This window comes from Micromonospora globbae, from assembly GCF_003610785.1.
Taxonomy (GTDB): domain Bacteria; phylum Actinomycetota; class Actinomycetes; order Mycobacteriales; family Micromonosporaceae; genus Micromonospora; species Micromonospora globbae.
Genome location: NZ_RAQQ01000052.1, coordinates 1 through 12,248, shown reverse-complemented (window position 1 = coordinate 12,248; position 12,248 = coordinate 1). Strand labels below are relative to the sequence as shown.

Below are 12,248 nucleotides of genomic sequence, written 5' to 3'. Positions count from 1 at the left end.
CGCCGCCGCTGGACCATGCGCTGGAAAGCACCGCTGAACGCCTTCCAGATCGCCTTCGAGGGCCGGCTCACCCCGGCCAACCACTGACCTCAACAACCAAGATCAGCCGTTAACTTGACACTCCCCCAACCGCCCATCTACCTGGCCCTGGCCGTCACGGTCGAGGGCACCCGGGACATCCTGGGCCTGTGGGCCGGTGACGGCGGCGAAGGCGCCAAATTCTGGCTGCAGGTCCTCACCGAATTGAAGAACCGGGGCGTCGCCGACGCGTGCATGGTGGTCTGTGACGGGCTCAAAGGGCTGCCCGATGCCATCGGCGAGGTGTGGCCCGAAGCTGTCGTGCAAACCTGTGTGATCCATCTGCTGCGCGCCAGCTTCCGGTATGCCGGTCGGCAGCACTGGGATGCCATCGCCAAAGCCCTGCGCCCGGTCTACACCGCGCCCACCGAAGCCGCCGCCCGAGCTCGGTTCGCCGAGTTCGTTGAGGCCTGGGGCGACAGGTATCCGGCGATCGCCCGGTTGTGGGAGCAGGCGTGGGCGGAGTTCGTGCCGTTCCTGGCCTTCGACACCGAGATCCGCACCGTCGTCTGCAGCACGAATGCCATCGAGTCGGTCAACGCCCGCATCCGCCGGGCCGTGCGAGCCCGCGGTCACTTCCCCAACGAGGCCGCGGCGCTCAAGTGCGTCTACCTGGCGATCATGAGCCTCGACCCGACCGGGCAGGGCCGCCGGCGCTGGACCATGCGCTGGAAACCAGCCCTCAACGCCTTCGACATCGCCTTCGAAGGACGCCTGTCCGCAGGCCGAAAGTAGTCGTCAACAACCCGAGTTACACCGTTCGTTTGACAGACCCGCACGCGGGGGTGATCCGGGGAAGTGATGGCGACCGACCGGATCACCGGTCTGCTCCCCGCGCACGCGGGGGTGATCCCTGGTCGGCGGAGGGGGCGGGATCGGTGGCCACCCTGCTCCCCGCGCACGCGGGGGTGATCCGCCAGCCTCGCGGCGCACTACCCGGGCGTCCGGCTGCTCCCCGCGCACGCGGGGGTGATCCGGCGCAGGCCGACGAGCGGTCGATCGCGGTGGACTGCTCCCCGCGCACGCGGGGGTGATCCTGGGCATCAGGCCCGTGGAAAAGGAGACCTCTTCTGCTCCCCGCGCACGCGGGGGTGATCCGGCGTACGACCGGGCCGGCCGGGAGGGCGGCGACTGCTCCCCGCGCACGCGGGGGTGATCCCTCGTCGACGTCCTGAACTGACGCCCCGCGTGTCTGGCGGCCGTGTCGAGACCGCTCCGCGGACCGTGGCAGGCGGATACCAACGCAAGGCGCTCCTGTCAGCAGCGACAAGTCGCGCTGGGGATGAACGGGTTCGACAATGTCGGACGCGAGGTAGACCATCGGGATAGCAGCCAAAGCGTCGCGGCGGGACGTGCGGTGAGAAGGCGGGATGGTCGGCGAGAACGGGTGGGATGACGAACCGTGGCGGTGCTGGGTCGACGACATGATCGACTCGGATCCAAGCATCCTCGACGAGATCCAGCACTGGTGGGACACGACCTCGCCGGTGCCGATGGTCGGCAGCCGGCACCACACCGTCCCGCGCCGCTATCTCGAACGCTTCTCCGCGTCAGGCCAAATCCGCGTCCGCGACCGGGTCACGGGACGGGCGAGCCTCCGCAACACCAAGGACGTTGGCGCGATCCGCGACTTCTACACCTTCATCAACCTCGACGGTGAGCGAGACGGACGGCTCGAACGGATCCTCGGCGTGATCGAGGACGGGGCAACCTCTGTCATCGACCGCATCCTCGACCCCTTCCAGACACCGCGACCGCTCACGCCAGAGGAATCACTGCACCTGAGCATCTTCATCGGCTTCCAACTGCTGCGCACACCCCGACACCGTCGCGAGGTCGAACTGATGGGCGACTACCTCATCCGCTCGTCGCGGCCGGACATCCGCGGCATCACCGAGGTTCGAGTGGTTCCGGACCCGAACCTGCACCTCGAATACCTGACCAAGAACGCCCCCAAAGTCGCGCAGGCGTTCTTCGGCCGCCCGGCGGCGCTCGTCACGATCGACCAACCGCTGTTCATCACCTGCGACGAGCCGGTGATCCTGCGTACCCGCGGGGACGTCAGCCACGTCCAGCACCTGCCGAGCTGCGCGAAGCCCCAGCGGCGTCGGAAGAAGGACGCGCGTAAGCCCAGCAGAAGCCGCGCCCGCAACGCCGACACGGTCCACGTATACCCCAGCCGACCCGGCGTGGGCCAAGCGCACGAGGCAGCCCTGCCGCTCACACCACGAGCGTTGCTCGTCATCGGCCCGCACGGCGTCGCCGACGTGGCGCCCCACCGCCGCCTGCGCGGTGAAGCGGCCGTCGCCCTCGCGAACGACGTGAACTCCCGGCTCCTCGCTCACGCCTACCAATGGGTCGCTGCTCACCCCGCCCATCCCACGTTCACCGACATGGAACTTCCCGAACCTGGGCCCATCGTCGATGTCTGCGACGGCGGCACCGCCTTCGCCCGGGAGCTGCAACAGCCACCCGCACCTCGACAACCCGAGCTGTTAGGCCGCCGCGGTCGCTGAGGAGGGCCACGATGTGCGCATCGTTCTCAGACGGGCAGGCAGACGTCGCTCCACGGCGCTTGCTGCGCCTAGCTGATCTTCAGCAGGCGACCACAGCACCGCCGCCGTGCGACCGGCCACCGGAGGAAGAAAAAGGAAAGCCGCAGGTCACCCGCTTGCGGCTACGCGCGGAGCGTCGTCTTAGGAAACCGTTGCTCTATCCCCTGAGCTACGAGGGCGCGAGCGCCCAGTCTAGCGACCTGCGCGTCGACCCGGGGTGGCAGGGACTGGCCCGCGTTGACCTGGATTGATCGGCCCGATGCGGGCGAGCGTCGACCACACGGATCGCGTCGACGACCGGGACCCGTGGCCCGGGTTGGCGGGCGGTGCAACTGGTTGACCCGGGTCGGCACCTGCTGGAGAGCCTCCGCCCCGCTCACCCGATGATCTTGGGCTCCATCATCCGACGCCTCATCGCGGCCTGTCCATGCTCAGCCTCGGTGATCGTCGACCCGAAGGACCCGATGGCCGCGCGACGTTACAGACCACAGGTTCAGGCAACCCGTGCCGCGGTCCTCGTCGAGTGCGGTGGGCACCTTGCGCCCCATGTGGGAGACCAGTTGCTTGATGTAGCGGTGAGGGCGGTGGGTGACGACGCGTGTGGTCGAGTAGAGCATCTGATGCCTTTCCGCTCTACCTGGTGTTGATGAGCCTCGACCCGACCCGGTGCCGACCACTGGCCACCTCCACAACCAGGATCAGCCGTTGACGTGGCACTCCCGATTGACTCCCCCAGTTAGTGGACATACGGTGTCCACTATGAGGATGGGCAAGGGGGTCGAAGCGGCGCTCCACTGCTGTCTGGTCATGCACTGGCTGGATGGACGCCCCGTCACCTCGGCGCAACTCGCCGAGTTCTTCGACCTGCCACCGGCCTACCTGCAGAAGACCCTGCGGGCACTGGTGGCCGACGGGGTAGCGGAAGCGGTTCGCGGCCAGTCCGGCGGTTTCACGCTGGCGCGCTCCGGCGCATCGATCTCCCTCATGGACGTCGTGGCAGCAGTGGAAGGGCGCGAACCGGCCTTCCACTGCGAGGAGATTCGGCTAGCTGGTCGATCCGGCACACTCGGCCCCCGCTCCGGTCAGTGCGCCATCGCGCACGCCATGAACCGTGCTGAGCTGACCTATCGCGCCGCCCTGGCGGCACAGAGCATCGCCGACCTCGCCGACCAGACCGGGCCGGGCGTCCGCGCTCGCACCATCGCTGCCCTGACCTGACCTCACCGTTGACTCAGCGAGCCCCGCGCTCGCACAATCATCGAAGAATTATGGACATCACATGTCGATTATTGTGTTGCGGTGGTGGCCTCGACTGCTGCCCCTTCTCGCCGCGACGATCTCGGTTGGAACCGACGCCTGGGTTGTCGCAGGCTTCCTGCCGAGGCTGGCGGACGACATGGGGGTGTCGATCGCCACCGCAGGGCTGTCCGTGACCGTCTTCGCTGTGGCGTACGCGCTCGCCGCGCCGGTACTCGCGGCGCTGACCAGCACGATCCGACCGCGTCTGGTTATCACTGTTGCCTTGGCGGTCCTTTCCGTGGCGAACATCGCGTGCGCCGTGAGCACTGGGTTCACGCTGTTTCTCGGCGGGCGGGTGCTGGCGGCCCTGGCCGCCTCGATCGTGACGCCCGCCGCAGGCGTTCTCGCCGCACGTGTCGCTGGCGAGCAGCACCGCGGCCGGGCGTTGGCCTTGGTAATCGCGGGCCTGACGATCGCAACCGCGGTCGGCGTCCCGGTGGGCAGTGCCCTGGCCAGCGTTGCAAGCTGGCGGGCCGCCCTCCTCGGGGTCGCAGTGCTGGGCATTACTGCGGGACTGCTGATCCACAGGACGGCGCCGAACCCGCCCGCCGGCGCACGCCAGCGCGTTGCCGAACGCCTTGCACCCCTGATGCAGCCGCGAATCGTGGCCATTCTCGGCCTCACCACCCTGGGAATGGCAGCTGCTTACGTCCCGTACGCCTATGTCGCCACGTTGCTGCCGACCGGGAACAGCGGATGGCTCGTCGGAGTCCTGACGGCCTATGGCATCGGCGCGGTCGCTGGATCGTTGGCCAGCGGGAATCTGACCGACAAGCTCGGGTCGAACCGCACCCTGGCAATCGCGTACGCACTGATGGCCCTGTCCTTCGCCGCCCTGGCCGCTCGTCCATCCGCGATCGCCGTGGTCGCCGCAGCCGCGGTCTGGGGTGCCGCGAGCTGGATGCAGACCCCACCCCAGCAGCATCGGCTACTTGCCGCCGCGCCGACGAACGGACCGGTGACCATCGGCACCAACGCCTCAGCCTTGTACGCCGGGATCGCCGCGGGTAACGCGCTGGGCGCAACACTCCTTACGGCGGGTAGCACGTACATGTGCCTGGTCGCGGCCGCCGGTGCCGTGGCGGCCCTGATGTGGAACCTCGTGCTGTCGCTCAGGCCCCGGCGAGCGGAGGTTGTCCTGTGACAGCTGCGACGACATCACACCAACAGCTCGACGACGGCTCCCGTTCATCGGCGGGGCGTCCTCCGTCGACGAACATTCCACGACGGAGAGTGAACCGGATGTAGACGGAGCGCGTGCATTCCAGTGGGACCTGAGGTCGACGCCCTCCCCGACCGCGTGTCGGTGGGTGTCGCCGGCCTTGGGCCCTGCCGGTGCCCGGTGCTCGTGAGACCGGTCGCCACCGGCGGGTTCTGCCGGCCGTAACGCACCGGGCCTCGGCCGGAGTTGGACGAAGGAGGGTCACCGAACCCGCCGTGCGGCGGCAGTCGGGCTCGCGACCGGCCGCCCGCGAAACACGTCGCCACCCGGCAAGGAGGAAGCTTGGCATGAACGAAGGACATTCCCGCACCGTCGTCCCACGCCACGGCAACCCGGTGGTACCGAGTGGATCAGCCGGGGCCGACCCCGCACCGAGGCGTGCCCGCCGCCGGACGCGGGCGGGCATCGCCGTGCTGGCCCTGGTCGCATCCGGACTGCCCTTGACGGTCGCCACCCCGGCCAGCGCCGAGGAGGACGGCCCGACGATGCTCGACCGGAGGCTGGCGGTCCGGACGGCGGCCACCGGGCTGGTCAGCCCTACCGGCCTGGCACACATCGGCGACGACGACATGTTCGTGATCGAGAAGACGACCGGGCGGGTCCAACGTGTCGTCGACGGGGCGGTCGCCGGCACGGCGCTGGACCTGGCCGTCAACTCCGCCTCCGAGCGGGGTCTGCTCGGAATCGCCCTGCACCCGCGCTTCCCGGCGGATCCCGGCGTCTACCTGTACTGGACGGAGAGCACGACCGGCGCGGACACCACGGCCGTCGGCGAGACTCCGCTGCTCGGCAACCGGGTCGACCGGTTCGAGTGGAACGGAAGCACGCTCACGTTCGATCGCAACCTGATCCGCATCCGCGCCCCGCAGGAGGACGCCGGCCAGCCCGCACGCGGCAACCACAACGGCGGGGTGATCGCCTTCGGCCGGGACAGGAAGCTGTACGTCTTCATCGGCGACCTCGGCCGCCGCGGGCACCTGCAGAACCTGACCTGTGGCCCCACCGCCGTCTGCCCGGGGCCGATCGTGCCCGACGACCAGTTCGGCGGCCCGCGGCCCGACAGCGCCCACCTCAGCGGCGTCGTGCTGCGCCTCGACGACGACGGTGGCACGCCGCGCGACAATCCCTTCTTCCGCGCCGGTAGGGCCATGGGCGGCGAGGTCGGCGCCACCGTTCAGAAGATCTTCTCGTACGGCCACCGCAACGGCTTCGGCATGGCCGTCGACCCCGACACCGGCTACGTGTGGATGCAGGAGAACGGCGACGACAGCTTCAGCGAGATCAACCGGCTCGAACCGGGCATGAACGGCGGCTGGATCCAGATCGCGGGGCCGGTGCGGCGGGTCGGCCAGTTCAAAGAGATCGAGACGACGTTCGGCGGGCAGAACCTCCAGCAGTTGCGTTGGCCCCCCGCCAACATCGCGGACAGCCCGATCCAGGCGCTCCGCCGGCTCCACATGCTTCCCGGGGCGCACTACAGCGATCCCGAGTTCAGTTGGAAGTGGGAGGTCGCGCCCGGCGGGATGGGCTTCCTCGACAGCCGGAAGCTCGGGCCGCAGTTCGAGGGCGACCTGTTCATGGGTGCTGCGACGGGCGCTCTCGAAGGCGGCTACCTCTTCCGCTTCAACCTGACCGGCAACGGTCGGCAGATCGCCGTGGATGATCCGCGGTTGGCGGACCGGGTGGCGGACAACCTCGCCAAGCACGAGATCACGGAGAGCGAGAGCCTGCTGATCGGCCGGGACTTCGGCACCGTCACAGACATCGAGACCGACCCCGACGGCAACCTCTCCGTCCTGTCGCTCACGGACGGCGCGGTCTACACGGTCTACCGGCGCTGACCCGACGCCCGACGGGTGACCTGCCGGTCCGCCGTGTCGGGCGGGCGGGTCACCCGCCCGCCCGACACGTACCGGGTCGCCGGATGCGGGTCCCTGGGCCGGACCGCGGCGCGGGTGCCACCTCGTCGCGGTCCCGGCGCCCGGCGGTGGATCAGCGGGCCAGGATCCCGCCCTCGATGAACAGCTCCTGCGCGTTGACACCGCTGTTGCGCAGGAGGAAGTCGGTCGCGTCGACGACCTCCGCCATCGTCACCAGCCGGCCGATCGGGGTCCGGGCGAGGTGCGGGTGGTCGGACACGTCACGCCACTTCGGGCTGTCGCCCACGATGCCGGGGTGCACGACGTTGACCCGGTGCGGGGCGATCTCGACGGCCAGGGTCTTCACCAGGCCTGCGAGACCCGCGTTGTGGGTCGTGACCATGGTGGATCCGGGGTAGGGGCGGTCCTTCGCGACCCCGCCGAAGAGCACCACCGAGGCGCCCGGGCGGAAGCGGTCGCGCAGGACCCGTACCGTCTCGGCGTAGCCGACCAGCTTGATGGTCAGCGCGGTGACCGCCGCGTCGAGGTCGAACTCGCCCAGACTGTTCGGCACCTGGCTGGTGGCGGTGATGACCAGGTGGTCGACCTCCGTGACGTCGCCGAACGCGGAGGCGATGGTGTCCGGCTGGGAGAGGTCGACGCCCAGACCCCGGGTGGCCCCACCGATCTCGGCGGCCACTGCCTCGGCGCGCGCCTTGTCCCGGCTGGTGACGACGACCGTGTCGCCGCGGTCCGCGAAATGCTGGGCGATCACCCGCCCCAGCCCGTTACTTCCTCCGACGATGATGGACGTGCTCATGCGGCCCTGTTCCTCTCACCGGTCATACCTTGATCGGCAGCTACTGACAGTAGCGCGGCGGGGAGCGGCGCCGCGGTCGGGTGGGACGCCGTCCGGCCGGTCTTCGAGAGACCTGCCTCACCTTCGTCGAACCGGCGTCCCCAGGTCGACGTGTGGGTGGACGAACGGTTAAGTGCCGGTGTCGCCGGGCCTGCGGGACGGAAGGGGAGTGGGTCTGCGGGCGGCGGCACGTGGTGCCGGATTCCTTCTGGCCCACGCCTGCCGCCGTGGCGATGGCGCCTTCCCGGAAGGCGGTCGACAACACGGAGAGTGATCGCCATCGCATCGAAGTCGCTTCCGGCCCGGGCGTACGAGGCGAGGGCCGGCGCACGCGGGAACGGGCGCACGGCGCGGCGGCAGGCCCTCGGTCGGGGGCCTGCCGCCGCACCGGTGGTCAGCCGTCGGCCGCGGCGAACGCGATCACGCGTTCCGTGCCCGGCTACGGCTCGTTGCCATCGTCGACGGGCCAGGCGTAGTCCGGGTCGGCGATCTGCCGTCTGAAGTGTTCGAGCCAATCGATGTCGTGGCGGGTCTGCGAGGCGGAGAACGCGACCTCGATCATCTGCACCGGAGCGACATCGGCATCGTGGATCGCGCGCTCCAGGTCATCGACGCGTCGTCGGAGCGCATCGAGGCGCTTGCCGAGGATGGCCCTCGCGGTGCTGCGGTCGAGGATGCCGATGTAGGCGAGGGCGGTGACGAATGCGGTGGCGTCGGCGTGTTCGGTGTCTTGGAGCCCGGTGACGACCTTGCCGCGGAACTGATCGATTCCGTCGGGGGTCAGCTGGTACGCCACCGGAGCGTTGTCGCCAGCTCCGGGGCGGATCGGCTCGATCCATCCGACCTCTTCGAGCGAGCGGATCAGGGTGTAGACGGACCCGGTGCGCACCCGTAGGTGGCGGTACCGCTCGCGCAGGGCTGTCAGCAGGGCGTACTGGTGGCGCGGTTGTTCCAGCAGGAGGCCGAGCAGGGGCACCACGAGCGGGTTGTCGGTGGCGCGAAGAGGCATGGGTCCATGCTACATTCGTATACGGGTAGTCGTATACGAATAGTGGGGTGTCATGGGCTCAGCGATCACAACCTCGGGTCTGGGCAAGACCTTCATCACCAGGACCGGCCCGGTCGAAGCGGTGCGGGACCTGACGTTCGAGGTGGGCAAGAACGAGGTCATCGGCCTGCTCGGCCCCAACGGCGCCGGGAAGACCACCACCATGCGGATGCTTTCCACGCTGGAGCAGCCGACCGCGGGCACGGCGACCATCGCCGGTCACGATCTGCGCCACGATCCGCGCGGCGTACGGCAGTCGATCGGGCTGGTCGCGCAGAGCGGAGGAAGCCGGCCGACCGCGACCGTGCGCGACGAACTGCTCCTCCAGGCCCGACTTCATCGCCTTTCCGACCCGATGGCACAGGCCGAGACGATGATGAAGGCGTTCGAGCTGACGGAGCTGGCGGCCCGCCCCACCATGACGCTCTCCGGCGGTCAGCGCCGGCGACTGGACCTGGCGATCGGACTCATCCACGCCCCACAAGTGATCTTCCTCGACGAGCCGACCGCGGCACTCGACCCGCCCAGCCGCAACGAGCTGTGGGGGCACATCCGTGCGCTGCGAGCGCGCGCCGACGTGACCGTCGTGCTGAGTACACACCACCTCGACGAGGCCGACGCGCTCTGCGACCGCGTCCTCATCCTGGACCACGGCAAGCTCATTGCCGAGGACAGCCCGGCCCGGCTCAAGCAACGGCTCGGGAACGACGTCATCACGATCGACGCTGGACTCCGGGACGACCAGGTGGCGACTCGGACGCTCGCCTCCATCGCCGACCTCCCACACGTGCGAGACGTGCGCCGCACCGGCAACGAGCTGCGCATCGGCTGCGAGAACGCCGAAGGACTTCTCACTCGCGTCGTGCTCACGCTGCACGACGCCGGCATCGACATGCACGGTCTGCAGGTCGCGCATCCCTCCCTTGACGACGTCTTCCTAGCCCTCACCGGCCACACCACCGCCCAGGAGCGCTGAACCCGCCATGTCCGCCCTGCACGACACCTTCATCGTCTTCCGCAGCGAGCTCGCGCTCGCGCTGCGCAACAAGGTTGCCCTCGCGATCGGCCTCATCCAGCCGTTCGTCTACCTCCTGTTGTTCGGCCCTCTCCTCACCCAGGCACTGCCCGCGGCGCAGAATCCCTGGCTGTTCTTCGTTCCAGGACTCCTGCTTCAACTCGGGCTGTTCGGGACCGGCTTCGCCGGCTTCAACCTCATCCCCGACATCCGGTCCGGGTTCGTCGAACGCCTCCGGGTGGCACCCGTCTCACGACTCGCGATCCTGCTCGGCCGCCTGCTCAAAGACTCCTTGATTCTCGGCTTGCAGGCCATCCCCCTCATCGTCGTCGGCTACCTCCTCGGCATGGCCGCGAATCCCCTCGGGGTCCTCGCCTCCCTCATCCTCATCCTGATCACCGGAGTCGGGCTCGCGTCCCTGTCCTACGTGCTCGCGCTCGGACTGCCCAACGAGTACCTGTTCGCTCCCGCCGTCAACTCGCTCGCGATCCCGCTCATGTTGCTCTCCGGCATCCTTCTGCCCGTCGACCGCGGACCGGTATGGCTGGACTGGCTCGCCCACCTCAACCCACTGCGCTACATCCTCGACGCCACCCGTGCCCTCTTCACTGGCGCACTCGACACCACCGCCGCCATCGGCATCGCGGTCGCTGTCGCCCTGGCGATCGTCTCCGTCGCGATCGGGTCCAGCCTGTTCAGACGGCGCACCGCGTGAGGGTCACGGCAGCCACTCCATGATCACGGCGTGCGTGACGGTCACCCCGGACCGATTCCGGTGACCCACCGCTGAGGGACGTCACCTGACGGACCGCCCGGGGTGACCGAGGAGATGGTCGCGGCCGGGAACCTTGCGGTCCGGTTGTCGGGATGGTGGCAGCGTTCGGTGCCGCTCTTCGACCCGCTGACCCTGGCGGTCGTGTTCACGCTGCCCGTGATTGTTCTTCTCGCCGCGCCGTTACCGGGGCCACATGGTACGAATGCTTCAACTGGGGCACAAGCAGGCAGAACGGGCGAGCCGATGGCGAGGAGCATGGCGGGCAAGCTGCTGCGGAGACCCGGGGAGCCGCAGCGGGCCACGTTCCTGGAACTGTTCTTCGACCTGGTGTTCGTCCTCGCGTTCTTCCGGCTCTCGCATGGCCTGCTGGACCAGCTCACCTGGACCGGGGCCTTCCAGACACTGGTGTTGCTGCTGGCCCTGTGGTGGGTCTGGTCCCACATCTCGGGGACGACTGACATATTCGACCCGCACCGACCTCCGCTACAGCTGCTGGTCATCGCGTCCATGCTCGGCAGCCTGGTGATGGCCGCCGCGGCGCCTGAGGCGTTCGGCAGGCATGGCCTGATCTTCGCGGGCACGTACGTCGCCGTCCAGATCGGTGCCAGCGTCGTCCTCGCGCTGCTGGTGCGAGGCCACGAGACGCAACGCGCCTTCCAGCGGATACTGTTCTGGTTCGCGGTGTCCGCGGTGCCGTGGATCGCGGGAGCCGTCGCGCACGGTACGGCGCGGATGGCGCTGTGGACGCTCGCGGTCGCGATCGAATACACGGCGAGCGTGCTCCGCCTACCCACACCGGGGTTGGGTCGCCTGAACGCGTCGGAGCTCGCGATCCTGGGCGAGCACCTGGCCGAACGCTTCCGGCAGTTCTTCATCATCGCGCTCGGTGAGATGATCCTGGTCACCGGGCTGGCGTTCAGCGAGAGCGGCTTTGACGTCGCGCACAGCGCTGCCGTCCTGGTGTCGTTCGCCACCACCGCGTTGCTGTGGCGGATCTATATCTTCCGTGCGGGGGAACTGTTGGCGGAAGCCATCGCAGTCGCTCCCGATCCACTCCGCCTCAGCCTCTCGGCGACCTATTCCCACCCGATCATGGTGGCGGGGGTGGTCGCCAGCTCCGTCGGCGCCGAACTCGTCATCGCCCACCCCTTCGGGCACACACAGCCGGCCTGGATCGCCGTCCTCCTGGGTGGACCCGCGCTGTTCCTGATCGGGCGCGGCGTCGTCGAGCACACGGTGTTCGGCCGCGTGTCCCGGGATCGACCGATCGGCGTGCTTGTGCTCGCCGCCCTGGCCCCGGCGATGCTCCTCGTGCCGCCACTGCTGGTCGCCCTCGCCGCCACCGCGGTCCTCGCCGGGATCGCCGTTGCCGACGCGGCCCGTGCGCGAGGACGCCCGTCTGAACCGCCCTCGCCCGTTACCTTTTTGATCGTCCCCAGCCGGGGACTGCTCGGTCGCCCGGCCCGGTATGACTTACTGCCCCTGTCGTACGGATGATCCGGGGGGTGTTGTCGCCGGGTCGGGTGGCGTCGACGGAC

The 12,248-nt window shown here is 69.0% G+C and carries 10 protein-coding genes, 1 pseudogene and 1 CRISPR repeat array; of the genes and pseudogenes, 8 read left to right on the top strand and 3 right to left on the bottom strand.

The window, feature by feature from the left end; translation table 11 throughout:
* Positions 1 to 132: 132 nt before the first annotated feature.
* Both D7I43_RS31500 and D7I43_RS31495 read left to right on the top strand, forming a co-directional pair.
* Positions 133 to 813, top strand: a pseudogene (locus D7I43_RS31500) (IS256 family transposase); the annotation flags it as partial.
* Between the two features lie 90 nt (positions 814 to 903).
* Positions 904 to 1,237: direct repeats of the CRISPR family, unit length 28 nt; unit sequence CTGCTCCCCGCGCACGCGGGGGTGATCC.
* A 211-nt stretch (positions 1,238 to 1,448) separates the two neighbouring features.
* Positions 1,449 to 2,594: a DUF4238 domain-containing protein gene (locus D7I43_RS31495; protein ID WP_120332205.1), complete on the top strand. Its 1,146-nt coding sequence runs from the start codon at positions 1,449 to 1,451 to the stop codon at positions 2,592 to 2,594.
* A gap of 470 nt (positions 2,595 to 3,064) precedes the next feature.
* Here D7I43_RS31495 and D7I43_RS34485 read toward each other — a convergent pair whose 3' ends face one another.
* Positions 3,065 to 3,250 carry a DUF2218 domain-containing protein gene (locus tag D7I43_RS34485; RefSeq protein WP_420870262.1) on the bottom strand — a complete coding sequence of 62 codons (186 nt, stop codon included), beginning with the start codon at positions 3,248 to 3,250 and terminating at the stop codon, positions 3,065 to 3,067.
* 142 nt (positions 3,251 to 3,392) lie between these two features.
* Between D7I43_RS34485 and D7I43_RS31490 the strand changes: the two genes are divergently transcribed.
* From D7I43_RS31490 to D7I43_RS31480, 3 genes are all read left to right on the top strand, one after another.
* A complete protein-coding gene (locus D7I43_RS31490) occupies positions 3,393 to 3,851 on the top strand; it encodes an RrF2 family transcriptional regulator (RefSeq protein WP_120332204.1) in 459 nt (152 codons plus the stop codon).
* Positions 3,852 to 3,912: 61 nt separating this feature from the next.
* The gene (locus D7I43_RS31485; protein WP_120332203.1) at positions 3,913 to 5,076 is read left to right on the top strand and encodes an MFS transporter; all 1,164 of its coding nucleotides are present in this window, start codon (positions 3,913 to 3,915) and stop codon (positions 5,074 to 5,076) included.
* Between the two features lie 365 nt (positions 5,077 to 5,441).
* Positions 5,442 to 6,995, top strand: coding sequence for a PQQ-dependent sugar dehydrogenase (locus D7I43_RS31480; RefSeq protein WP_120332202.1), 1,554 nt, complete (start codon positions 5,442 to 5,444; stop codon positions 6,993 to 6,995).
* 151 nt (positions 6,996 to 7,146) lie between these two features.
* Here the strand turns inward: D7I43_RS31480 and D7I43_RS31475 are convergent, their stop codons facing one another.
* Together D7I43_RS31475 and D7I43_RS31470 are read right to left on the bottom strand one after the other, a co-directional pair.
* Positions 7,147 to 7,833 carry an SDR family NAD(P)-dependent oxidoreductase gene (locus D7I43_RS31475; RefSeq protein ID WP_120332201.1) on the bottom strand — a complete coding sequence of 229 codons (687 nt, stop codon included), beginning with the start codon at positions 7,831 to 7,833 and terminating at the stop codon, positions 7,147 to 7,149.
* Between the two features lie 478 nt (positions 7,834 to 8,311).
* Entirely contained in the window at positions 8,312 to 8,881 is a 570-nt protein-coding gene (locus D7I43_RS31470; protein WP_120332200.1) for a PadR family transcriptional regulator, read from the bottom strand.
* Positions 8,882 to 8,933: 52 nt separating this feature from the next.
* Here D7I43_RS31470 and D7I43_RS31465 point away from each other — a divergent pair, with 52 nt between their 5' ends.
* The 3 genes from D7I43_RS31465 (at position 8,934) to D7I43_RS31455 (ending at position 12,207) form a co-directional block, all read left to right on the top strand.
* On the top strand, positions 8,934 to 9,896 hold the full coding sequence (locus D7I43_RS31465) for an ATP-binding cassette domain-containing protein (protein WP_120332199.1): 963 nt from the start codon (positions 8,934 to 8,936) through the stop codon (positions 9,894 to 9,896).
* Positions 9,897 to 9,903: 7 nt separating this feature from the next.
* Entirely contained in the window at positions 9,904 to 10,650 is a 747-nt protein-coding gene (locus D7I43_RS31460) for an ABC transporter permease (RefSeq protein WP_120332198.1), read from the top strand.
* 102 nt (positions 10,651 to 10,752) lie between these two features.
* Positions 10,753 to 12,207 (top strand): low temperature requirement protein A, encoded by a 1,455-nt coding sequence (locus D7I43_RS31455; protein WP_240033306.1) that lies wholly within the window; start codon positions 10,753 to 10,755, stop codon positions 12,205 to 12,207.
* Positions 12,208 to 12,248 lie beyond the last annotated feature (41 nt).

Excerpts from the sequence above, each read along its gene's own strand:
- D7I43_RS31495 (WP_120332205.1), top strand. The coding sequence starts at position 1,449 with ATGGTCGGCGAGAACGGGTGGGATGACGAACCGTGGCGGTGCTGGGTC.
- D7I43_RS34485 (WP_420870262.1), bottom strand. The coding sequence starts at position 3,250 with ATGCTCTACTCGACCACACGCGTCGTCACCCACCGCCCTCACCGCTAC.
- D7I43_RS31490 (WP_120332204.1), top strand. The coding sequence starts at position 3,393 with ATGAGGATGGGCAAGGGGGTCGAAGCGGCGCTCCACTGCTGTCTGGTC.
- D7I43_RS31485 (WP_120332203.1), top strand. The coding sequence starts at position 3,913 with ATGTCGATTATTGTGTTGCGGTGGTGGCCTCGACTGCTGCCCCTTCTC.
- D7I43_RS31480 (WP_120332202.1), top strand. The coding sequence starts at position 5,442 with ATGAACGAAGGACATTCCCGCACCGTCGTCCCACGCCACGGCAACCCG.
- D7I43_RS31475 (WP_120332201.1), bottom strand. The coding sequence starts at position 7,833 with ATGAGCACGTCCATCATCGTCGGAGGAAGTAACGGGCTGGGGCGGGTG.
- D7I43_RS31470 (WP_120332200.1), bottom strand. The coding sequence starts at position 8,881 with ATGCCTCTTCGCGCCACCGACAACCCGCTCGTGGTGCCCCTGCTCGGC.
- D7I43_RS31465 (WP_120332199.1), top strand. The coding sequence starts at position 8,934 with ATGGGCTCAGCGATCACAACCTCGGGTCTGGGCAAGACCTTCATCACC.
- D7I43_RS31460 (WP_120332198.1), top strand. The coding sequence starts at position 9,904 with ATGTCCGCCCTGCACGACACCTTCATCGTCTTCCGCAGCGAGCTCGCG.